This is a genomic window from Thermogymnomonas acidicola, assembly GCF_014646795.1.
GTDB lineage: Archaea > Thermoplasmatota > Thermoplasmata > Thermoplasmatales > Thermoplasmataceae > Thermogymnomonas > Thermogymnomonas acidicola.
Map to the genome: position 1 here is coordinate 1,069,096 of NZ_BMNY01000001.1, position 21,692 is coordinate 1,090,787.

The following is a 21,692-nucleotide window of genomic DNA, read 5'->3' on the forward strand; positions in this document are numbered from 1 at the left end:
TCTGCATCAGTGCAACACCTCCTCCGCGCTGCTACCCATCAGTGATCCCTGGGGGGAGTGGAGGTAGACGTCCACAGCCCCTATTCCAGGGTACCTCTCCTTCACCCTCTCCCTTATGCGCCTGCACAGCATTCCTGCCACCTCCCTTTCGAGGCCGGCCCCTGAGACTATTCTGAAGGCCTCCTCGGTGTTCCTGCAGGCCAGGATGGATCTCACCCCCTCTGCATGGAGGCCTGCGGCCGCAGCCAGCGCCGCTATGGTCTCCATCCTGGCGTCCCCGAGCCGGCTGTGTGTGTTGAACAGCCCGGCGGCAAGCTTCGATAGCTTCCCTGGCATGCCCAGGATCACGACCCTGCTGAACTCCCTTTTCTGGGCCTCGTCGAGCGCTGTGTCCACCCTGTCCCCTGTCACTATGACTGCCTCAGGCAGGACGCCGAGCGTTTCACGCGCGATCTTCTCGGACGTGTTCCCGGGACATACAACCAGGGTATCGGACACGCAGCGGGCCGAGACCACCATGCGCCTGATGTGGCCAGAATAGGCCTCGTTCGACACGGGTTCCTCAATGCCCGTTGTGCCAAGGACCGAGATGCCCCCCTCGACCCCCACCCTGGGGTTCAGCGTCTTCTTTGCAACCTCTGCGCCGCCTGGCACCAAGATCGTTATGGCCACACCACCGCCTGGCATGGCCTCCAGGACTGCCTCCTCTATCATCCTCCTGGGCACAGGGTTTATGGCGCTCTCACCCGGTGGCACGGGAAGGGCATGGGAAGTGACTATGCCCACGCCCCTGCCCCCGCGCACCCTGACACCACCACTGCCATCTGGCCTGGCCACCGCAACGATGAGCCTCCCGTCGAGGGTGTCGGGGTTGTCGCCGGAGAACTTCCTGACCGAGGCTGCTGCGGAACATGAGGGGAGCACAGAGAGGCCATTCACAGGCACCTCTACCCTCAGGCCTATTGGTGTCGGAACGACAACCCTCTCCACCCTCGTGCCCTGCAGCAGCAGCGTGGCTGCCTTGGAGGCTGCTGCGGCACAGGTGCCGGTGGTGAGCCCGAACTTTGCAAGGGGATCCCTCATCTACGCCCTCTCTATCCTGTACTTGTTCTCGTACCCCCTGGGTGTGACCATCCTCCCGCCGGAGACGAAGGTGTTCGAGTTGCCCACAATTATCGTGGTTACCATATCGATCCTATGGGAGAGCATGTCCGCAAGCGTGGTTATCACCCTCTCCTCGCCTTCCCTGTAGGCCTTCCTCACGATGCCCACCGGCGTATCGGGTGGCCTGTGGCGCAGCATTATCTCCCTGAACCTCTCGAGGTTGTGCTCGAACCGGCTGCCCTTTGGGTTGTAGACAACCACAACGAAGTCTGCCCTGGCTGCCGCCTCGATCCTCTCCTCTATCTTCTCCATTGGCGTCAGCATGTCGCTCAGGCTTATGCACACGAAGTCGTTCATCAATGGCGCGCCAAGGACTGCGGAGCATGAGGAGAGCGCGCTGACACCCGGTACCACCCTGATCTCTAGGTTCGAGTCCCCTGCCACCTGGAAGACAAGCCCGGCAAGGCCATAGATGCCCGGATCGCCGCTGGAAACCAGGGAAACTGTGTACCCGGCCTCCGCCATCTCAAGCGCCGCCCTCACCCTACCGATCTCCTCTGTCATGCCGGCGGAGATCACGGTCTTCCCGGCAAGCATGCCCTCTATAAGCCTGAGGTACAGGTGGTACCCCACGATCACCTCAGATTCCTCAATGCACCTCACGGCCTCCAGGGTCATCTGCTCCCTCCCGCCGGGGCCTATACCCACAACATAGAGTTTTCCCTTCATGCCATACCACCTATGGTGTTGAGTATGGAAGAGGCCATCGGGCTCCCGCCCCTGTGGCCGGGCACGGTCAGGTAGGTGAGGCCGGAGCGTGCCAGTGCATCCTTCGCCTGGGCCGCACCGACGAAGCCTATGGGGACGCCGATGACAACTGAATCGCTCGCTTCACCGTGCCGGAGGAGCTCCATGAGCGCAGTGGGCGCGTTGCCTATGACAAAGAACGCGCCCCGGTGCCTTTCCAGAGCCAGCCTCACCGCAGCCGCGCTCCTCGTGATGCCCTCCCTCTCGGCGGTCTCCCTTGCCTCAGGCTCATGGACGTAGCAGTGCATCCTGCACCTCTTCAGGACCCCACTGGAATAGACGCCCGCCATGGCCATGGCACTGTCGAACACTATGTCACAGCCCGACCTGACTGCCGACACCGCCCTTTCAACAAAGTCGCCGCTCATCCTCATGATCCTCGCCACGAACGGGTCCGCCACGGCATGTGCCGCCCTCAGGCGCAGGAGGTTCTCCGGGCTGTCCGGGCGCACACCGGAGATGCATGAAATGATCCTGAGGCTGGCCTCAATTATATCGCCTTCACTCTCCTTCCTCCGGTGTGCCAGTAGTTCAGCTTTCACAAGCATGGAGATTTCCTCAGCCAGGTATGCCTGGTCGGGCTCACCACCGTTCTCCGGCACCTCAAAATCGTAACCTGCGCACTCAGGGCCTCTTAATGAGGCTCTCCTCATGAGTTCGCGGATGAGCGTCTCAAGGTTGCCATCAGAGGTAACCCTCACTCCTGCTCGCCTCCTCCCTCCTCATGGCAAGGCCCACTGTCGGGCCCATGATCACCGTGGCAGGGCTCTGGAAGCCGTCCAGCTCCGATATCTCCCTGAGCGTGCCCATGATAACCCTCTCCTCCGGAGTGGAAGCCTTCTCCACAACCGCAACGGCCAGGGACGAATCGGTGCCGGCCTCCAGGAGGGCCCTGCATATCTCGTGGAGCCTCCTTGCTCCCATCAGTATCTCCACCGTCCCGTTCAGGGCCAGGTTCCTCAGTATCAGGTCGGTGAGGAGCCTCCCGTTCATGTCCACAGCTGTGATCACCGCTACCGACGACGAGAGTCCCCTGTGCGTCAGCGGTATCACCGCGGAAGACGCGCAGGCGGTTATGGAGGAGACGCCAGGTATGACCTCAACCTCCACCCCGTGTTCCCTGAGAAAGGCGATCTCTTCCCAGCCCCGGGCGAACACCATGGGGTCACCGCCCTTGAGCCTGCACACCATCTTCCCGCTGAGTGCGTGTGCGAGCATCATCTCGTTTATACGCGCCTGCAGCTCGCCGCTCCCCGGCCCTGCCTCCTTTCCCACAGGGATGGCCTGTGCTGAAGCGCCAGCAAACCTGAGTACTGCTGGGTCTACGAGCCTGTCGTACAGGATCACGTCGCACTCCCTGAGGGCTTCAACGGCCCTCAGGGTGAGAAGCCCTGGGTCACCGGGGCCGGCACCCACAAGGTAGACCTTCCCTTTCATCTGTACCTTGACCTCATTTCCTCCATCAGCACACTGGCCCTCGCTGCAGCGGCCTGCACATCGCCGGCAAGGGACAGGCTTTGGAAAGTGGGGTCCATAAGGAGCCTGTACATGAAGACCTTTCTTGATCTTGCCTCACTGAAGGCACCCCTAACCCTTTCCCTGAGCCCGCCAATGACCTCAACGGCACTGGCCTCGCCTGGCCTGACAAGCGTGCCGTTCCTGGCGAGCACATCAAGCCTCCTCCTGACTATGTGTGCCATGGCAGGGCTCTTTCCCGATGTGGACACAGCGATCTTCACGGGCCCAGCCCTTGTTATGGCACACAGTGATATGTGGCTGAGCGACATGTCGTCCGGCACGTATACTATCTGGCTGAAGGGCCTGCATGCCTCCACGAGTGCGCGGTTCAACTCCCTGTCCTCTGTTGAAATGAACGATATGACCGGCATGACCTCCCTGGCCGTATCTCTGACCCTATCACGGTCAAGGCCAGGCGAGTGGGAAGCGAGGCCGGATACATGCCCTGCCCGCCCCACCAGGTGCACAAGCGCACCCTCCTCCAGGAACATGGGGACCTTTTCGTCTACCTCCCTGCCGTGGCCGGCAATGAGGACGGGCCTCCCTCTCAGGGGGATGTCAACCATCATAGCATGCCATATCGTTCAGTATACTTTAAATTTTTCAAGTGAACTTAAAGCTGGCAAAACTAAAATGTCCCAGATGGAATAAAAACCGTAAGGTTAAATCTAATTATCAAATTCTCCCCACATCGCCGGCGCCGACGGTGTGGCGGAGAGCCTGAAACCGGGCCCGGTGGTGGGAGGAGAGTGGGCCTTTGATATCCGAGGTTACTGCGGAGATCAGCAAACTTTACACCGACAGGATAGTCACCGCGCTGGTGGGCATCGAGACGGATGTGAGCAGGGTCGAGAACGTATCTGTGGAGCTCGCCAAGGAGGGTTACGTGGAGGACGTCTTCATAGTGACCGGGGACTACGACATCGTTGTCAAGGTCAAGTGCCCTGACTTCAACGAGTTCCAGGAGTTCCTGGTGGGAAGGCTCACTAAGATACCCGGCATCAAGTCCTCAAAGACCATGATGGTTATATCTATCAAGAAGGAGATGGGTAAGAGAGTGGAGGAGTGAGAGGATGGACCAGAAGCTGTATGAGGAGATACTGTATCTGCTGGATGAGCTTTCGCAGGACACCTCCGTGCCGAAGAACGTGAGGAAGAGCGCCACCGATTCCAAGGCAAGGCTGACCAACGAGAAGGAGAGCCTTGACCTGAGGTGTGCCACTGCGGTATCGATACTGGATGAGATGGCCAACGACCCCAACGTCCCGGCTCACGGCAGGGCCTCTCTGTACACGATTATCAGCAAGTTAGAGGCACTTGCCAAGAGCTGATTGTATCGCTTTTTAGAAAATTATATATACCTTTTATATTGATTTACATTAAATATATATACAATTATAATATACAGTAACTATGCCCCTTACAGAGCAGGATGAGAGGCTTGTGAAGTACCTCATGACCTCGGATATTCCCCGCAGCGTTGCATACACCCTGGTCTACATCAGGGACAAGGGTGAGATAACCAGCGTGGAGATAGAGAGGGAGACGGGCCTCAGGCAACCTGAGGTTTCCATCGCCATGCAGTGGCTGAGGCGTAAGGGCTGGATAAACAAGAGGAACATGAAGAAGGAGGGGAAGGGTAGGCCCATACACGGGTACAAGCTCTCCAAGGACTTCAACGAGATACTCGAGGAGATAATACAGGAGCAGACGAACAAGATAAATGAGATAAATGCCACAATAAACCAGCTGAGGAGCTTCCAGACCTGATCACTTCGGGATGCTGTAGACCTGCACCCCATCAACGGTGCCCTCTATGATCCTGGAGGTGAGGGACGTGAATATCCCCACCTCCACGACCCCAGGCACCATCTTGAGCCTCCTCTCAAGCGCAGCGGGGTCGTCTATCCTCTTGAACCTGCAGTCCGCTATCACGTTTCCGTTGTCCGTCCTGTAGGCACCACCACCGCGCAGTGAGCAGGAGCATCCAGCCTCCTCCAGGTTCTTCAGCGTCCTCGATACCATGAAGGGCAGTATCTCAACTGGCAGCGGGAACCTGCCAAGGTAGTCCCTCTTTATCTTCGTGCTGTCCACCATGACCCAGAGCTCCCTGCTGTTGTACGCAACTATCTTCTCCCTGGTGAGGGCGCCGCCACCCCCCTTGATGAGGTTTCCCTTCAGGTCAGCCTCATCGGCGCCGTCGAAGTCTATGTCCAGTTTCTCAGGTATGTCCTCTATCACCCTGAGCCCGTTCTCCTCCGCCAGCCTCCTCGACTGGCTGGAGCTGACTACACACGTGACCGAGAGCCCCTCCTCCTTCACCCTCTCCCCCAGTGCCCTGATGAAGTGGTTCACCGTCGAGCCGGAGCCGATGCCTATGGTCATGCCGGAACGCACGGCCTTTGCTGCCTCTTTGGCAGCGTTCATCTTTTCCGCTTCGAGGTCCTGCATCTGCCCTTTAATGTGGAAAGGGTAATTATGGGTTGCGTGGGCCAGACACAGTGATATTCACCCATGAAATATCCCATTGCATGCCTGGGGCGGGTGTAAGGGACAGGATACTTGACCTAGTGAGGAGGAACGTGGTCAGGGCCGGGAAGTACTCGCTCTCAGGCTTCATCGGGTTCCTGGTCATAGAGGGCATCACAGGCTCACTCGTTGCCGAACTGGGTACAGGCATGCTGGTCCCCATAGACGTCCTCGCTTACTTCACCGGCATAGCAACTGAATTCCTAATAAACGAGCACTGGACAACTCTCCACTCAGGCCTGCACACTGGCAGGTTAAGGGGAAAACTTGTGAGGATGATGAAGTTCGAGGCACTCAACGTCCTCGGCAACTCCGTATCAATAGGCACCCAGCTGGCACTGTTCAGGTTCTTCCACCTTGACCCCCTGATCGGAAACTTCATCGGTTCCTTTTTCTCCTTCCCTGTGAACTATTATTTCCAGATGAGGGTGGTGTGGGGCATAGACGTGACCAGGGAGTGATCATATCTCGTTCTTGTGGCTCTCCCTGACCCTGGAGAGCTGGGCGAGCCTGGCCTCGCTCCTCTTCGCCCCCTCCTCGAACCTCCTCTTTGTCTCTTCGTCCTCAATGAGCAGCCCTGGAACGGGTGTGGGCCTCCCGTCCTGGTCTATGGCCACGTATGTGAGGAACGCGGTTGTTGTGAACCTCCTGACGCCTGTGAGGCCCTCCTCGCTGTAGACGTCAACCTGTATCTCCATTGTAGTCCTGGTGACGTAGTTGAGCCTGCCGCTCATTATCACGATGTCCCCAAGGTGTATGGGGGAGAGGAAGAAGAGAGAGTCTATGCTCCCTGTGACAGCGCGCCTCCTGGAGTGCTTCGTGGCCACTATGGACGCCACGTTGTCAATCCATTCGACCAGCCTGCCACCGTAGAGGGCGTTGTAGATGTTAGTGTCAGCCGGCAGGACAAGCCTCTGGAGTTCTGTGTACGATTCCCTCCATGACTTCTGCTCCATCAAACCTTGATGGTGGCACCGATTAAATAGGTTCGCAGGCACAAATGCACCCGGATCGGCAGGCGTGCAGTCGGCGGGATTCACGGGTGTGTGAGAAACACAATATATGTGAATTATGATACAATGATATAAATACAATTAAACTATCTATTACAATACATAGACAATGGAAACAGTTTAATTTGATGGTGATCATAACCGGAGCCATGCTGGATCCGAGGATGTACCTTTCCGCAGTCGGTGGCCTGGCGTTCACCGGGGTGCTCGAAAGGCTCCTGGAGGTTGCCATAGGCGTCAGCTCGGTCGTCATAGCCATACTCTGGATTCCTGTGGCCCTGGGGTTCTTCAGCGTGGATGAGAACAGGCGTTACGAATCGCACCTAAGGCTCAGGAATGCAATCATAGGCACTGTCATCTATGCCCTTGCGGTGAGCGGCTCCATATACGGCATCTTCAAGTTCATAGCCTTTGGCACATGAGCCTCTCAGCGCTGGTGCAGGCCATCTCCTCCGCCCTCCTCTCCCTCGACTACCTCCTCTGGCACTTCGCGGTGATGCACGCCCTGACCCCAAATTACGAGTTCGGCATAGAATCGAGGGTTGTGGCAGAGGTGCCCCTTTACCACCAGCTCCTAAGGTACGCGCTCCCCTCACTTGACACAGCAGGTTGGGCCCTGCTCGGCCTAGCCATGCTGGCAGGCGTGGCCGGGAGGGAAAGGGCAGAGCGAACCATTGCAGCCGCGCTCACATCACTCACAGTCTCCTCGCTCTCATTCGCGATCACGCACTGGACAGAACGCACCTTCCTCTCCCTCTATTCCATTGCCTGGGGTGACTTTGGGCGCCACATTTCATATCCCCTTCCGGTGGCTGCACATGCAGGTGGCCTCATCCTCCTCGTCCTCTATTACTCTGCACTGATGGTATCCCTCTCACTGCTTCTGGCAGTTGCCCTGGTGCTGGAGGCGCTGACACTTGCCCTTCAGTTTGTGCTCCCCGTCGTGACAGCCATTGCCATACTGCCTGCGGCCAGGAGGGAGGCCATCAGGCTCTGGAGCCTTTACATGCAGTCTCTGGCCTCTCCATTCGTGATCCTCCTCTGCGTGTACCTCTCATCCTTCCTAATGGGCTACGCTGGCCTCCAGATAGGCATGCTGCTCCTCGCCCCACTCTCCGTCACGCTGATCGTTGGAATAGGTGGCATCTACCTGGGCCAGGGCCTCTCATACATGGCATCCTCCATCTCCATCGCCATCTGGCCAGGTCTCCTGCGCAGCTTCCGCAGGCACATTTCCAGGGACGACCGCATGCAGGACATGGAAAGGGAGAGTGATGACAGCTGAGGGCCATCAGGCTCTCCGCACCACCGCTGGGGAGAGGTGTCAGTTACAGGCTGCTATCTGTGCTGCTCATCCTGCTCACCTCCCTCTGGCTCTCCTCAACCTCCATCCCACTTGCAGCAGCCGTGGGTGCCGTTGCCCTGCTGCTCCTGGCAACACGCTCGGGCAGGCCTTTGCTCCTGGACATGCTCTCTCCAGCCATCGCAGCTGGGGCGCGCCTGGCAGCGAGGGGGATCGTGTTTGACGGGCCCTCCTTGCGCTTCAGGGGCATCAGGCTGAACGCCTCCAAACCCGAGAAGGGCAGGGTGCCGGGGAGACATGCCATTTACATGACAGCCACACAGGATGTCAGTGGCGATTTCTACAGTTCCGCTGTAGTTGCATCGCCCTCGGTTCGGCTGGAGAGCGCTGTGGAGGGGGTTGGATCACCATTCCTGGCACTCTCGTGCATGGTCTCGGGGTGGGACTGGGCAGGCAGGACATACTTCCTCTGGAAAGGACGGTACAGGTCAGTGCTCTCCGTTGAGGAGTTCCCTGAGGTAAGGGCGAACTTCTTCAGGGAGTTCCTTGACTACGGAGACCTGGACGCCATGCTGGTCTGCACAGTCAGCGAGGTGCAGAGGCCGGACAGGGTGCTGGCCAGGGCCCTGGCCGCCCTAAGGGCCAGGAGGGACCTGGCACCGGAAACGGTGCGCCGGGCCAGCAGGGTTGACGAAATGGTGAGGTACGCGGAATACCTGCTCTCCGCTTCCGCGGAGGGCGAGAGAATCTATTCATGCACCGCCAGCATAGTGGTGAGCGCTCCGGACCCTGTCGGGCTCAGGGAGAACATCGAGGCACTGGAGAGGCGTGTTGTCTCCTTGGGCGGAAGGCTGAGGCTGCTGAACACCTACGAGGTACCTGCACGGGCTATGAAGCACATGGTGCCGGGCAGGGAAAATGGTTTATATATAACACACTCGTCCCTGGATGCCATTGCAGTCCCGGAACCGGCGAGGCCAACCTCCGGTACCTTCCTGGGCTACAGGGAGGACAGGAGGAAGTTCCTGTTTGACCCGTTCAGGCACAACTCGTTCAACGTGTGCGTAGTTGGTGAGACCGGAAGCGGGAAGTCGCACTTCGTCAAGAGGCTACTGCAGGGCCTTTTGGCAGACACGGCAATCTCTGCCTTCCTGATCGTTGACCCGCTGGATGAATACTCGCCCCTCTTTCCGGGTGCAGCAAAGATAGATTTGAGGCGGTCCGCGTTCGATCCTTTCAGCGCCAGGCAGGGGAGCTTCATTTTCGTTACAGGCACCCAGCGTGACCGGGACTCTGCATTCAGGCTCGCACTCATGCTCCGCTTCATCCCGGAATGGATGAAGCAGCCAGGGAGGAAGGTCCTGGTCTTCGAGGAGATGAGCAACCTCCTGTGGAACAGGGAACTGGCAGCCTTCGCCGGCTCAATAGTGAGGCACTCCCGCCACTACCTTACCAGTGTGGTCTCGGTGACGCAGAACATGGACGACCTCAGGGCCGGCGATGGGGACTGGAACATACTCCTCAACTCCGCACACATATTCATCTTCAGGACGCCAGACCTGGGGGGCGCAACATCATTACTGCCCCTCAGGGGAGATGAGGCCTCAGGGCTCAGGGGTGGCACGGTCCAGGGCACGTCACAGTGCATCTACCTATCAGGGGGCGAAAGGCACGTCATCACGGTGCACTAGGTATTTCTCTCCTTCTCTGCAGTGTCAACGAGCACAAGCGTGAGTATCCCGAATACAACCAGAACCACGGTGAAGGAATACACGCCTATGTCTGCCCATGTATCGTATAGTATTGACCATGCCAGGTAGAAGCCTATGCCGAAGAGAAGCAGGAAAAGGCCAACAAACCTGTAGCCGTTCTGTACTGTCAGTATCCTCCTTGAATCCACCATCTTCGGGCCTCCATATCCTAAAGTCCATATTTAACTGTTGCCGGTCGCCCACCGAGACACCGGTGCCGGCCCGGCCCAGTGCTGAACACCAATCGGGACTGTGGAAAGCCCTCAGGCACAACCTGTGTACTGTGGGCCCGGGTTTTCCCTGCCAGGCCCCGGATGATGGCCGCAGGGGAACTGAATGGTGGCGGGAAACAGGACACACCCATGAGGCTACCTGCTTGGCAGGAGCCTTGTTCTGAATAGCCTGCAAAAACGGGCAACCAGTCTTATTCACTAAATAATATTTAACTACTTCCGTGTAATTAAGTGGCAATGCACGATCCTGCCCAGAAGTACTTCAACTGCACTGAGAGGGACAGGGCAGTGTTCGAGGCTGGCATCAAGCTGGGCACCCTCTACCACCAGTATGTGGGCGTACCCCTCAACCTCAGCAACGTGGACGCACTGGAGAGGGCCATGGAGGGCAGCCTCAGGGTCCAGCCGTTTGTGACCGACGCCAGGGTCAGGATAGATAGGGAATCGATACACAAGAGGCAGGGCGTGTACAAATACATAACTCTGTATGGCGAGATGCTCGACGTACAGGTGGAGGTCACCTACGGGAGTGTCAGGGTAAGGGCCAGGCTCAGGTACGTCGAGGATATGGACTACCCCTTGATGTACGTTGAGGACGTCAGAGAGGGATGATATGGCTGTGAAGATATGCATAACGGGACCTGTGGGCTCAATAAAGGCCGAGGCTCTGTCGAGGATAATCGAGATGCTTCAGAAGGACGGCCTGACTGTGCAGGGTGTCCTGGTCAGCGAGGTGGTGGAGAACAACAAGCTCGTGGGGTACTCGATCTTCGACATAAGTTCCAAGAAGAGGGCGGTCTTTGCCCAGAGCGGCATTGTGTCCAGGGTGAAGCTCGACAAGCTGGGCGTGGACACCAGGGTGCTGGAGGAGATACTGATACCGAGCCTCCAGAAGGCCAGGGAGAACGCTGACGTCATAGTGATCGATGAGGTGGGGAAGCTGGAGAACCTGACCAAGAGCGTGCAGAAGGAGATCGGCGAGACGCTGCGTACTGAGAAGCCAATAATAGTGACGCTGCACAAGAAGTCCAGGAACCCGGTGCTGCAGGAGATCAGGAGCCTGGAGGGCGTAAGGGTCTTCGATATAACGCCCATAAACAAGAACATCATGCCATTCAGGGTGCTCAGGGTTCTGAACGGCGAAGAGGGCGCGGCTTGATCGTTGAGGAGGGCTCGGTGAAGATATATGTGCCCGAGGAGCAGCCGGAGAAGGGGCCGGGCAGGGCAGTTTCAGGCTTCTACAACAGGTCTCAGAAGCTGAACAGGGACGTGACATTATCCCTGCTCTCGGCCGTGAGGCCCAGGGTGGTGCTGGACGGCTTCTCGGGGACAGGCGTGAGGGCCATAAGGATCGGCCGGGAGCTTGGCCTGAGGGTTGTGGCAGCAGACACGGACAGAGTTGCCTGCAGGCTATCAGAGGAGAACGCGAGGGCCAACGGTGTCGACCTGGAGGTGCTGAACGAGAGCTTCAACTGCGTCGTGGAGAGGTTCAGCTTCGACTACATAGATATCGACCCCTACGGCTCCTGCGTGCCATTTGCTGACGCGGCCCTGAGGTGCGTGCGCAACGGGGGCATACTTGGCATAACCGTCACGGACCTCACGGCGCTTACAGGTTCGAGCCCAAGGAAGACGAGGAGGCGTTACGGCTCCTCTGTGATCAACGACGAGCTCAGGCACGAGAGCGGGATAAGGGTCCTGCTGGGCTACCTGGCCAGGAGGGCTGCTTCCTATGACAGGGCCATAGAGCCTATCCTCTCATTCTGGCACTCACACTACTACCGGGTCTTCATCAGGGTCAGAGAAGGTGCAGCCCTTGCCGACAGGTGCCTGTCAAACGTGGGCATGTTCAACAGGAAGCACCACCTACTTAGCTTTTACGGGGACATCGATGAGGGCCCCCTGTGGGTCGCCGGGATGAACGACCCTGCCTTCCTCGGGAGGATGGACAGGTCATTCCTGGACAGGAACGGGAACCGGCTCCTCGACACCCTCCTCCATGAGGACAGCATGCCCTATTTCATAGAGGCAGTCCACCTGGCCCGGCACCTGAGGCTCTCCCTTCCGCCCATATCCTCCTTCATAGACGAGATAGAGAGGGCGGGAGCGCAGGCCTACAGGACGCACCTCTCGCCCACGGGAGTAAAGGTGAAAGGTGGCGCCGGCACGGAGAGCGTCATCGTAGCATACAGGAATGCCCTCTCCAGTGGAGGGGTGTAAACCTTAATATCTGTATGTGAGTTTATACCTGCGGTGCGGTGGCCTGACAGAGGAGAACACAAAGGTTGAGGTGGGAAAGCCAGGTTACGGCAACCCTGTTCACGTCTGGCTGCGCTTCATAAGGCCAGTCAACGGCTTCATGGGCCTCTTCGCCACATGGATATCCGCGTTCATAGGCAAGGGGACAGGCCTTGTCCACTTCGTGGTGCCGGTGGCCGTCGCCTCCGCTGTGGTCTTCCTTGTAACATCCGGGGGGAACATAATAAACGATATAACGGACATAGAGACGGACAGGATCAACCACCCGGAGAGGCCACTGGTCACCGGGAGCATATCAAGGGGCCAGGCAAGGGCCGCTGCCGCAGCCCTCTTCGTTATCCCGGTCGTTCTCTCCGCGGTATTCCTGCCACCGCTGTCGACGCTAATAGTGCTCCTTGCTGAGGCGCTCCTCATACTGTACGAGGCCAGGACAAAGAGGCTCGGTCTCACGGGGAACATATCCATAAGCGCCCTCGTTGGTCTCATATTCATATTCGGAGGCCTCGCTGTCGGTTCGCCAGAGAAGATGGTGATCCTGTTCCTCATGGCCTTCCTGGCTAACCTCTCCAGGGAGCTCATAAAGGGGGTGGAGGACATTAAAGGCGACAGGGACAGGCAGACATTCCCGAAGAGGTACGGCGTGGGAGCCACACAGGCCCTGGTGGCCTCCTGCATAGCACTCGCCGTTGGCCTCTCATCCCTGCCATACCTCCTGCACCTCCTGAACCTGTTCTACGTGCCTGTCGTTGTTGTATCCGATGCCCTCTTCGTATTCTCGGCCGTGGGGATATCCAGGGACACGCACAGGAAGCAGCAGATCTCAAAGCTCGCCATGATTGTGGGGCTCGCGTCCTTCGTAGTTGGTGGTATTTAGGATGAACGTTTACGCATCGATTCTGGAGAAGCTAAGGGAAGAGAAGGTCCACATGACGCTCATAGACCCGGCCTCGCAGACGCCGGACAGGGCAGGCAAGATAGCAGAGGAGGCGGAGGCCGCCGGGACGGACTTCATAATGGTCGGGGGCTCAACTAACATCGACGGCCACATGCTGGACAGGACAATAGAATCCATAAGGGATTCATGCACCAGGAAGATCATAATATTCCCGGGCTCCTCCAACATGGTCAGCGACAGGGCGGACGCCATATACTACCTGTCCCTCATGAACTCTGAGGACCCTGAGTTCATAGTGGGCCACCAGGTCAGGGCCGCCAGGTACCTGAGGGCCCTCGGCCTTGAGGTCATACCCATGGGGTACCTTGTGTTCGAGCCCGGCATGACTGTGGGCAAGGTGGGGAAGGCAAGGCTCATAGGGAGGGAGGACCACATCCTCGCGTCCTCGTTCGCCCTCTCCGCCCAGCTCTTTGGCATGAAGCTCGTCTACTTCGAATCAGGGAGCGGCTCCCCGACGACGGTGAGCCCGAAAGTCGTTTCTGAGACCAAGGCACTGATATCGGTGCCACTGATCGTCGGCGGTGGTATTAGGGACAGGGAGACGGCCCAGGCAATCACCAGGGCAGGGGCGGACATAATCGTCACTGGCACCCTTGCGGAGAGGTCCCAGGATGTCTACGCATCCCTGCACCCGATAATTTCTGGCGTCAAGGGGATACCGGTCCAGAAATAGAACAGTTTAATATTCAAGTGGACTTTACCCCCTTAAAGTGAGCTTGTAAAATTGGTGATCAGCATGAAGAACAGCACATTCTGGTCAATAGCCGTTGTCATCGTAGTGGTGGTGGTCGCCTTCAGTGTCGTTGGCTACCACTACAGGGCCCCACAGCCCCAGCGCGGTGAGATCGTGATACACGATGCCCTGGGGACGAAGTTCGTGTTCCAGCAGCCCCTAACGAGGATCGTCTCGCTTGACCCGAGCGCAACGGTAACGCTCTATGCGCTCGGCGCCTACAAGGACCTTGTTGGTGGGAACCCCTTCGATTACTACCCGCCGAACGAGACTTTGCCGAACGTAGGCAATTCTTTTAGCGTTAACTACGAGGAACTCGTGAACCTGAGCCCGCAGGCAGTCCTGGGCTACGGCACTACCATGCCGAGCTACGGTTACACAATAAATAACACTCTCGACATACCGTTCATACTGGACAACCCGGAGAGCTTCAGCCAGATCGAGAACTTCACCCTTATGCTCGGCGAGCTGACCGGGACTGAGAGCAATGCCTCCAAGATCGTGGACTGGATGAACGAATCGATTGATGCCATAGACAGCGCACTCTCGCAGATACACCAGAGGTACACTGTGTTCTACTACCTCTACGCCCCAGGCGACTGGACGGCTGGCAACGGAACATTCCTGAACCAGATCTTCCAGTACTCCGGGCTGATAAACATTGCAACTGCCCCCGGGTACTACGAGGTCAACCCATCGTTCATTGCCAACGCCACTGCTAACAACAGCCCCCAGGTCATACTCCTTGACCAGTACGTGAACTACTCCAACGTGCAGGTTGAGCCGTTCAACTCAACCCCGGCCTACATAGACCACAGGGTCTACACGCTCTTCAATGACAGCTTCTTCAACGAACCAGACTTCAGGATAATGTACGCCATACAGTGGCTCATATACGAGGTGTACCACGTCTACGTGCAGCTGCCGCAGTTCCCCATCGCCCTGAAATACCCGCCGACCCTTGGCATGCCGTCCATATGAGGTATGTATCACTAGACTCGGTGGCACTGAGGGGTGCGACATACATCATCCCACCACTGGCACTGGTGGCCCTATCGGTACTCTCACTCATCATCGGTTCGATAAGGATACCGGCCAGCACCACGTTCAGGATAGTGGGTAGCCAGATACCGGGCATATCCTCTTACATCCACGCTACCTGGCCCAGGGCCTACTATATCATCGTCGTGTACCTCCGGGAGCCAGAGGTGATAGGCTCCCTGGTTGTGGGTGCCTCACTGGGCGTGGGCGGTGCAGTGATACAGAGCGTGTTCAGGAACCCGATAACTGAACCCTACATAATAGGCATATCCAGCGGCGCTGCCCTGGGTGCAGTGATAGCGTTCGTCTCAGGCATCACAGTCTTCGGCATATACAGCCTCCAGGTCCTGGCCTTCGTCTTCTCCATAGCGGTGGTCTCGGCCGTTTACCTCTTCTCCTTCAGGGGAGGGAGGGCACCCCCAACATACCTGCTGCTGGCAGGCATAGCCATATCGCTCTTCACCTCATCCATGGTCGCCCTCCTCCTCTATACCAGGCCCGCGCTTGAGAACGAGGCCTACTTCTGGCTCCTGGGCTCGATTAACGGCATAACCTGGGGAGAGCTGCGCCCCGTGACGGTCGTGGTTGTCCTGTGCATGGCCGCGGCCTTCTCCATGAACAGGTCTCTGGACGCACTGCAGCTCGGTGACCAGCACGCGCACTCCATTGGCGTGAGGGTGGAGAGGGTGAGGGCAACCGCCATAGCCGTGACGACGCTGAGCGTTTCAGCGGTGGTCTCAGTAAGCGGCCTCATAGGCTTCGTGGGCCTGATCGTGCCCCACATCTCCAGGATACTCTACGGTGGCACCAACTCGAAGGTGATACCTTATTCTGCGGTCTTCGGGGCGATGTTCCTCTTAGTCGCTGAGGACGTATCTAAGATGGTTCTGCCGGGGGAGGTCATACCAATTGGCATAGTGACAGGCATCGTGGGTGTGCCGTTCTTCCTGTACCTCGTGAGGAGGGTGGTGCATGGGACAGCCCGATAGCGGCCTTATCAACGTGGCCCTGAGGCTTGGCTCCTTCTCGGTCAGGGACGTAACGATACCCCTGGAGAAGGGCAGGATCAACGGGATAGGTGGCAAGAACGGCTCGGGGAAGTCAACGCTCCTGAGGGCAATTTACGGCTACCTGAGGCTGGACAGAGGCGCTATCCTGATCGACGGCAGGGAGATAGGGGAATACAGCGAGAGGGAGAGGGCTTCCAAGATCTCTGTGGTGCACCAGGAACACCCGGAGCCGATATCGTTCAGGGTCAGGGACATAGTCTCCCTCTACGGCACCTGGTCTGGCAGCAGCCTGTCCCTGGAATCTGTGGCGGCGAGGACTGGCATAGCGCACCTCATGGACAGGGATTTCTCAACGCTCAGCGGTGGGGAGAAGAGGCTCGTCATGATCGCTGCAGCCCTCTACCAGGACACGGAGTTCGTCCTGATGGATGAGCCGACTGCCTTCCTGGACGTGGACAGGGAGCTCCTTGTCTACGACCTGATAAGGCAGGCATCTCTGATGGGGAAGACAGTGGTGGTGGTGCTGCACGACGTGAACTCCCTGGCAGCCCTGTGCCACAGGATCACCTTCATGAAGGAAGGGCAGGTCGTTGCGCATGGCAGGCCGGAGGAGGTACTAAGGACGGACATTCTGGAGAGGGTTTACGACACAGGGTTCACAGTCAGGGACGGCATATTCGTTCCGGTGAGGAGGGACCTCAGCGGGCTGAGGGTCAGGGTGACTGGCAGGGACACATGGAGGATCGAGGAGATCCTGGCCATGCACGGTGCCCAGATGGGAGGCGGGCAGATGGAACTCCATTACGACGGGTCGGTTGTGAGGGTAAGCCTTAACGGTGCCAGCAGGGAAATGCCGTGCACACGGCCCGAGGATGCAGCTGAGGCTGCCAGGCTCGTGTTTCACGGGACCATGGAGGAGTACAGGGTGTCCACCTCCTCCATGATCTCCAGGTCAGAGAGGCCCGAGGACTTCGCTATGAAGTAGGCCGCCCCCATGCCCACGCCCTCCCTCACGTGCCCCTCGGAGTACTTCCTTATGCCGGGGTGCCTGGAGAGGTCGGCCCTAACATCAACGCCCTGCACGTTTCCAGCCACCCTGGCTATGTCCTGGTACCTGTGCTGGAGCACCCAGCTGGTAGTTATTACAGGCAGCCCGTGCCTGTCCAGTATCCTTGATGCAAGGTAAGATACGCAGGCCATCTGTGTCCCCCCTGCCAGGATAACCCCATCGCTCTCGGATATTATGCCCAGGGCAACGCACATCATGTAGTCGCCCGCCTCCTTCACCGCATCACCGGGTGAGAGCGTTTTCCTGGCTATCCTGGAAACAGTGTCGTTGTAAACGCTCTCCTTCAGTTCCGTTGGGTCGTCAGGCATCGAGCTGCTGCTCCTGAAGTCCAGGCCGCAGAGGCGGAGCACTGTCATTGCAGTGGTCGTACCACCTGGCACGCTCTCCGCCAGGTAGATGTTAGAGTAGCCCCTGAGCAGTGTTGAGGCTATGTAGCGCCCGTAGGCGAAGGCCTCCTGGAACTTCGGGCACGCTGGCTTCAGCCTCGGATCACCTGCTGTGCCCAGGCCCGTGTGCAGGTGCGGCACCTTGGGGGTGTCGCTGAGGCCAGCATCAACAACCAGCCTCCTTGTGCCTGTGAGGTCCAGGCACGCCCTTGTGAATATGGCCGGTGTCGGTATGCCATCTGGGGTTGCAGGCGGCACGTCTATGCTCAGCGGTGAGCCGGCCACCACTATCTCGCTGTCCACCGTGGGGGTGAGGTATGTTGCCCCAGGGTTCGGGCCAGCCGCAGTTATTCCGGGCACTGTGGATATCTCTGTTGTCCCTGCCAGTAGGACGAATATCGAATCGGACAGTCAGACCACCACCCTTACCAGCGCAATGGGCATGGCCAGGATGAAGATAAAGAGGAGGGAGGAGAGGACAAAGATCCTCACTGCATCCCTCACGTCAGAGGGGGTGGGGTTCCGGCCACCCTCATTTATTATGTACTCCCCCGGCTTCTCCAGCCAGACGCCCAGCAGCTTGGCCATGGCGCTCATGGGCCACCCAGCGTTCGCACTGTCTGTGAGGCCAGCGAACTCTATGGCCGATCCCCTGGCCCTCCTGCCAGTGGCCTCCCCCGCCAGGGCTATGAAGGCCGGAGATACCCTCGCCGGTACGTAGTTGAATAAGGTGTCTATGAGCGCGGCTGGCCTTCCGAAGAGTATGTAGGTGCTGTCCTTGTAGCCCACCGTGGAGTCGAGGTTGTTGGCAGCCCGGTATACCATGGCGCCTATTATGCCGAAGAGGCCGTAGAAGAGGAACGGGCCGAGCACCCCGTCGACCAGGCCCTCGGCCAGGCTCTCTATCAACGCCGATGATATGTGGGAAACCCCCATCCTGGAAGTGTCCCTCCTGACCAGCCTGGAGAGCCTCATCCGCGCTTCCTGTACGTCTCCCCGATCAAGGGAATCGAGGACACCGTTGACATGCTGCAGCATTGACCTTATGGCAAACGTGGACTTGAGGAGGAAGGCGGACACGACCACCGTGGAGACCAGGCTCAGGTATGCAAGGTGGAGCACAGCGAACGTCACCACTCCCACCACAAAGAGGCAGAAGAGGGCATACGCCAGGCCGTTGCCGAACGTTGCCCCGTAGGCCCTGAAGAACCTGTCAAGGTACGCTTCGAGCCTCCCGATCCAGACAACGGGGTGGACGGCCTCCGGGTACTCGCCAAACGCCAGGTCATACGCCAGGGCTGCCGCAACGATGATCAGGGGCAGCAGCACGGGCAGGATGGGTGACATCAGCTGCCACCACCGGCCGACCTGCGGAGGGCATCCATGACCCTGTCAAGGTTCCCGGCATCGGGCACGGCCATCCTTATGGCCTCAGCCCCGTAGATCTCCACCCTCCTCACCGCTATGCCCAGGGAGAGCATCCTCTCCCGGAACCTCTCTGCTGTTATCCCGGCAGGGACACTGAAGGACAGGTAGTTTGCCGACGGCCTGCCTATGACTCTCATCCCCATGCGCTCCAGGCCCTCAACCAGCCTCTCCCTCAGTTCCCTGTAGGCCAGTGAAAGCCCATCGAGGTCCGGCAACGGGACTTTGAGCAGGAAGTCCACAGCCTCTTCCGACAATGACCAGGGTTCTGCCAGCATCCTCGCAGCCTCCAGGAACTCCTCTCCTGAAGTCACAATGGCGAGCCTCATCTCCGGCCTCGCCAGCACCTTCGTGAGTGACCTGAATGCAACAGTGCCGGAAGAACTGGAAGCCCTCTTGGCATAGCCCTCGAGGCCCGTGAAGAACATGAAGCTCTCGTCAATGAAGATGGGGCCGTTCACCTCTGTTTCCAGGCTCCTGACCGCTCCCCCGCCGATGATGGAGCCAGTGTGCGCCGCCGGTACTGTAAGCACCGCTGCTGTGGGCCCAACGGACCTCACGATCCTGGGGTACCTTTCCAGAGTCCGGTCGTAAAGGCTCACAGGCCTGTGCCTAAGGGCCAGTGCCCTTTGCACCTCGCTGAAGGATGGCTCTATGATCAGTGGCCTCTCTCCCGTGAACTCTGGCATGACCCTGTGTATGAACCAGGTGGCACCCGGGACTATAGCCACACTCTCCGGCTCAAGGCCAAGCCATTCCGCCACCCTCTTCTCTGCCCTCACCCTGTCAGGGTCAGGGTACCTGCCTGTGTGACTGAACGATACGGTGTTCAGGTTCACGCTGAGGTCTAGGACACCATCTCCCCTGGCGCCTCCCCCGTGTTCCACATGCCTCTGCGGCCTCACTGTGAGGAGCACCTGGGCCCATCGCTGGCCACGATAAAATGGTTGCCCTGCTCACTGCCTGCGATCCCTGCTCCTGGCCGTGCCATGCGTCTGTAAATTGGGGAATGAAGCATTTTTTAGTGGTCAACGATCAAGGTCTCATTGGCACTCGATGGTTTCCGCTCTGCCCTCTCCTTCCTCACAAGGATACCTGCGGGCAGCTTCCGGTTCTCTGACACGTACGTCCTCTACTTCTCCGCAGTTTCCCTGGTCACGGGCACCATAGGTGCCCTGCCCATGCTCCTCTCACCCATCACTGGCCAGCTTGCAGCATCATCGCTGTCTGTGGCGCTCCTCCTCATATTTACCGGATACCACCATGCCGATGCCGTCATAGACTGCGGCGACGCGCTCATGAAGACCGGTACTGTGGAGGAGAGGAGGGCAGCACTGAAGGACGGCAGGACAGGGACCGGGGGCATCGTGACTTTCGTAATACTCTACGGTGCCCTCCTGTCAGCCTTCTCCTCCACACCGTTCCCTTTCTTCGCCTTCCTCCTGGCGGAGATGGCCTCGAAGTCCTCCATGGTGCTCTCCGCTCTGCACGGCAGGCCGTTCGGCCGTGGGATGGGTCAGTCCTTCAGGGAATCCCTGGACAGGCGCAGGGCCCCATCTGTCCTGGCGAACACGCTGCCGCAGCTGGTCCTCGCCCTGTTGTTCCCAGGGCCGGGCGCCTACTCGCTCCTGGTGGCCGTTGCCTCCTCCATCGCAGCATCTCTATTCCTGCACAGGGCCTTCGGCGGCTTCAACGGCGATGTCCTTGGCCTTACGGGTGAGATCGGCAGGATATCCTTTGCCGTTTCCTTCCTCATCCTCGCACGCCTTCACATGTACCCTGACCTGTGCCTGCTCCACAGCCTCCTCGCCTCCTCGAGGTCATGAGGTGTGTTTATGTTGGCCATGTCGAACGTGTCCAGGGGGACCTCTGAATAGCCCTCCTCCCCATCACTCCTCTCCCTACAGAACAGTGCCAGGGGCACGTTCTGCCCCCTGTATGTGGCCTCAGTTATGCACTCCCCGCCGTCCTCTGAGGATATGAGGAGATCCAGGGCCGCGGTGGGGATGTATAAGTCCACTCCTACCACCAGTACGGAGAGGCCTTTCAGGCGCCTCAGGAGGAGTGACAGGTCTTCCGGGTACCCGCGGCCGGGTGCCAGGTAGACCCTGTAACCCTTCCTGATGCAGTATGCCACCGTGCGGGCCGCGTGCAGGCTGCAGCAGACGACCACGGGTGCCAGCCTGCGGAGGTGGCTTACCTTCCATTCGAGTAGTGTCCGGCCGCCTATCCTTATGAGGGCCTTGTCAGGGTTGGAGAGCCTGGTGCCGCGTCCACCCGCCATTATGACGCACACATCCGGCACCCTCTTAACCTCTCCTCCACGCACACCTGTGGATATCGGGGCTGCTTAAAAACATGGCCGGAAATATGGCATTGCCGTATGGGCAGGAAACTGAGAATGCCACCTGCGGTGCAGCGGCACACACATCACTGCAATTCAGCAACCTGCACGTGGGCGGACCCCTGGCAACCCTCCCATTTCGGGATGCACCAAATGCGCAGTGCCTGCCTGTAAAGCTCGGGGTCATCAGGGCACGCTGCAGAACGATGGCC

Annotated in this window: 28 protein-coding genes; 16 read left to right on the top strand and 12 right to left on the bottom strand. The window is 58.7% G+C overall.

Features of this window, described 5'->3' with window-relative positions; genetic code table 11:
* Positions 1–6: 6 nt before the first annotated feature.
* The 5 genes from cbiD to IEW66_RS05530 are packed head-to-tail and all read right to left on the bottom strand — an operon-like array spanning position 7 to position 3,998.
* Positions 7–1,083 (bottom strand): cobalt-precorrin-5B (C(1))-methyltransferase CbiD, encoded by a 1,077-nt coding sequence (cbiD, locus tag IEW66_RS05510; RefSeq protein ID WP_188680966.1) that lies wholly within the window; start codon positions 1,081–1,083, stop codon positions 7–9.
* A complete protein-coding gene (gene cobJ / locus IEW66_RS05515; protein ID WP_188680968.1) occupies positions 1,084–1,833 on the bottom strand; it encodes a precorrin-3B C(17)-methyltransferase in 750 nt (249 codons plus the stop codon).
* The gene (locus IEW66_RS05520) at positions 1,830–2,612 is read right to left on the bottom strand and encodes a precorrin-8X methylmutase (protein WP_188680970.1); all 783 of its coding nucleotides are present in this window, start codon (positions 2,610–2,612) and stop codon (positions 1,830–1,832) included. Before IEW66_RS05520 ends, cobJ begins: the two co-directional genes overlap by 4 nt.
* Positions 2,596–3,348 (bottom strand): uroporphyrinogen-III C-methyltransferase, encoded by a 753-nt coding sequence (gene cobA, locus IEW66_RS05525; RefSeq protein ID WP_188680973.1) that lies wholly within the window; start codon positions 3,346–3,348, stop codon positions 2,596–2,598. The genes IEW66_RS05520 and cobA overlap by 17 nt, the downstream gene beginning before the upstream one ends.
* Positions 3,345–3,998, bottom strand: a complete 654-nt coding sequence (locus tag IEW66_RS05530; RefSeq protein ID WP_188680974.1) for a precorrin-2 dehydrogenase/sirohydrochlorin ferrochelatase family protein — start codon at positions 3,996–3,998, stop codon at positions 3,345–3,347. Before IEW66_RS05530 ends, cobA begins: the two co-directional genes overlap by 4 nt.
* 188 nt (positions 3,999–4,186) lie before the next feature.
* On the opposite strand from IEW66_RS05530, the gene IEW66_RS05535 reads away from it, so the two are divergent.
* The 3 genes from IEW66_RS05535 to IEW66_RS05545 all read left to right on the top strand — a co-directional run bounded on the left by IEW66_RS05535 (position 4,187) and on the right by IEW66_RS05545 (position 5,199).
* Positions 4,187–4,498, top strand: coding sequence for an Lrp/AsnC family transcriptional regulator (locus IEW66_RS05535; protein WP_188680977.1), 312 nt, complete (start codon positions 4,187–4,189; stop codon positions 4,496–4,498).
* Positions 4,499–4,502: 4 nt separating this feature from the next.
* A complete protein-coding gene (locus IEW66_RS05540) occupies positions 4,503–4,760 on the top strand; it encodes a UPF0147 family protein (protein WP_075056866.1) in 258 nt (85 codons plus the stop codon).
* Positions 4,761–4,842: 82 nt separating this feature from the next.
* Positions 4,843–5,199 carry a MarR family transcriptional regulator gene (locus IEW66_RS05545; protein ID WP_188680979.1) on the top strand — a complete coding sequence of 119 codons (357 nt, stop codon included), beginning with the start codon at positions 4,843–4,845 and terminating at the stop codon, positions 5,197–5,199.
* Here IEW66_RS05545 and rpiA read toward each other — a convergent pair whose 3' ends face one another.
* Complete coding sequence (gene rpiA / locus IEW66_RS05550; protein ID WP_188680981.1) at positions 5,200–5,880, bottom strand: ribose-5-phosphate isomerase RpiA; 681 nt, start codon at positions 5,878–5,880, stop codon at positions 5,200–5,202.
* Positions 5,881–5,960: 80 nt separating this feature from the next.
* Here rpiA and IEW66_RS05555 point away from each other — a divergent pair, with 80 nt between their 5' ends.
* Positions 5,961–6,419, top strand: coding sequence for a GtrA family protein (locus tag IEW66_RS05555; protein WP_188680983.1), 459 nt, complete (start codon positions 5,961–5,963; stop codon positions 6,417–6,419).
* On the opposite strand, the gene IEW66_RS05560 is transcribed toward IEW66_RS05555, so the two are convergent.
* Positions 6,420–6,914 (bottom strand): acyl-CoA thioesterase, encoded by a 495-nt coding sequence (locus IEW66_RS05560; protein ID WP_188680985.1) that lies wholly within the window; start codon positions 6,912–6,914, stop codon positions 6,420–6,422.
* 206 nt (positions 6,915–7,120) lie between these two features.
* Here IEW66_RS05560 and IEW66_RS05565 point away from each other — a divergent pair, with 206 nt between their 5' ends.
* From IEW66_RS05565 to IEW66_RS05575, 3 genes are read left to right on the top strand one after another with little or no spacing between them, the layout of a single operon-like run.
* Positions 7,121–7,393, top strand: coding sequence for a hypothetical protein (locus IEW66_RS05565; RefSeq protein WP_229657507.1), 273 nt, complete (start codon positions 7,121–7,123; stop codon positions 7,391–7,393).
* A complete protein-coding gene (locus IEW66_RS05570) occupies positions 7,390–8,256 on the top strand; it encodes a hypothetical protein (protein ID WP_188680987.1) in 867 nt (288 codons plus the stop codon). Before IEW66_RS05565 ends, IEW66_RS05570 begins: the two co-directional genes overlap by 4 nt.
* A 59-nt stretch (positions 8,257–8,315) precedes the next feature.
* Positions 8,316–9,965, top strand: a complete 1,650-nt coding sequence (locus IEW66_RS05575) for a helicase HerA domain-containing protein (protein WP_188680990.1) — start codon at positions 8,316–8,318, stop codon at positions 9,963–9,965.
* Here the strand turns inward: IEW66_RS05575 and IEW66_RS05580 are convergent.
* Positions 9,962–10,177: a hypothetical protein gene (locus IEW66_RS05580; RefSeq protein WP_075056857.1), complete on the bottom strand. Its 216-nt coding sequence runs from the start codon at positions 10,175–10,177 to the stop codon at positions 9,962–9,964. The genes IEW66_RS05575 and IEW66_RS05580 overlap by 4 nt on opposite strands.
* Positions 10,178–10,495: 318 nt before the next feature.
* On the opposite strand from IEW66_RS05580, the gene IEW66_RS05585 reads away from it, so the two are divergent.
* From IEW66_RS05585 to IEW66_RS05620, 8 genes are all read left to right on the top strand, one after another.
* Positions 10,496–10,870, top strand: coding sequence for a dihydroneopterin aldolase family protein (locus IEW66_RS05585; RefSeq protein ID WP_075056941.1), 375 nt, complete (start codon positions 10,496–10,498; stop codon positions 10,868–10,870).
* Position 10,871: 1 nt separating this feature from the next.
* Entirely contained in the window at positions 10,872–11,417 is a 546-nt protein-coding gene (locus tag IEW66_RS05590) for an NTPase (protein ID WP_188680992.1), read from the top strand.
* Positions 11,414–12,478, top strand: coding sequence for a class I SAM-dependent methyltransferase (locus IEW66_RS05595; RefSeq protein ID WP_188680994.1), 1,065 nt, complete (start codon positions 11,414–11,416; stop codon positions 12,476–12,478). Before IEW66_RS05590 ends, IEW66_RS05595 begins: the two co-directional genes overlap by 4 nt.
* 16 nt (positions 12,479–12,494) lie before the next feature.
* Positions 12,495–13,391, top strand: coding sequence for a UbiA family prenyltransferase (locus IEW66_RS05600; protein WP_229657508.1), 897 nt, complete (start codon positions 12,495–12,497; stop codon positions 13,389–13,391).
* Position 13,392: 1 nt separating this feature from the next.
* Positions 13,393–14,145 carry a geranylgeranylglyceryl/heptaprenylglyceryl phosphate synthase gene (locus IEW66_RS05605; protein WP_188680996.1) on the top strand — a complete coding sequence of 251 codons (753 nt, stop codon included), beginning with the start codon at positions 13,393–13,395 and terminating at the stop codon, positions 14,143–14,145.
* A 63-nt stretch (positions 14,146–14,208) separates the two neighbouring features.
* Positions 14,209–15,186, top strand: a complete 978-nt coding sequence (locus IEW66_RS05610; protein WP_188680998.1) for an ABC transporter substrate-binding protein — start codon at positions 14,209–14,211, stop codon at positions 15,184–15,186.
* Positions 15,183–16,235: a FecCD family ABC transporter permease gene (locus IEW66_RS05615; protein WP_188681001.1), complete on the top strand. Its 1,053-nt coding sequence runs from the start codon at positions 15,183–15,185 to the stop codon at positions 16,233–16,235. Before IEW66_RS05610 ends, IEW66_RS05615 begins: the two co-directional genes overlap by 4 nt.
* On the top strand, positions 16,219–17,241 hold the full coding sequence (locus IEW66_RS05620; RefSeq protein ID WP_188681003.1) for an ABC transporter ATP-binding protein: 1,023 nt from the start codon (positions 16,219–16,221) through the stop codon (positions 17,239–17,241). Before IEW66_RS05615 ends, IEW66_RS05620 begins: the two co-directional genes overlap by 17 nt.
* Here the strand turns inward: IEW66_RS05620 and IEW66_RS05625 are convergent.
* Genes IEW66_RS05625 through IEW66_RS05635 form a run of 3 tightly spaced genes read right to left on the bottom strand, consistent with a single transcriptional unit; the run spans position 17,157 to position 20,053 of the window.
* Positions 17,157–18,071 carry a nicotinate-nucleotide--dimethylbenzimidazole phosphoribosyltransferase gene (locus tag IEW66_RS05625; protein WP_229657509.1) on the bottom strand — a complete coding sequence of 305 codons (915 nt, stop codon included), beginning with the start codon at positions 18,069–18,071 and terminating at the stop codon, positions 17,157–17,159. The two genes, IEW66_RS05620 and IEW66_RS05625, sit on opposite strands and share 85 nt — an antisense overlap.
* 51 nt (positions 18,072–18,122) lie before the next feature.
* Positions 18,123–19,058 (bottom strand): cobalamin biosynthesis protein, encoded by a 936-nt coding sequence (locus IEW66_RS05630; RefSeq protein ID WP_188681005.1) that lies wholly within the window; start codon positions 19,056–19,058, stop codon positions 18,123–18,125.
* Positions 19,058–20,053, bottom strand: a complete 996-nt coding sequence (locus IEW66_RS05635) for an aminotransferase class I/II-fold pyridoxal phosphate-dependent enzyme (RefSeq protein ID WP_188681006.1) — start codon at positions 20,051–20,053, stop codon at positions 19,058–19,060. The genes IEW66_RS05630 and IEW66_RS05635 overlap by 1 nt, the downstream gene beginning before the upstream one ends.
* Positions 20,054–20,182: 129 nt before the next feature.
* Between IEW66_RS05635 and cobS the strand changes: the two genes are divergently transcribed.
* Positions 20,183–20,962 carry an adenosylcobinamide-GDP ribazoletransferase gene (cobS, locus tag IEW66_RS05640; protein WP_188681008.1) on the top strand — a complete coding sequence of 260 codons (780 nt, stop codon included), beginning with the start codon at positions 20,183–20,185 and terminating at the stop codon, positions 20,960–20,962.
* Here cobS and IEW66_RS05645 read toward each other — a convergent pair.
* Positions 20,905–21,465, bottom strand: coding sequence for an NTP transferase domain-containing protein (locus IEW66_RS05645; protein WP_188681010.1), 561 nt, complete (start codon positions 21,463–21,465; stop codon positions 20,905–20,907). The genes cobS and IEW66_RS05645 overlap by 58 nt on opposite strands.
* Between the last annotated feature and the right edge of the window lie 227 nt (positions 21,466–21,692).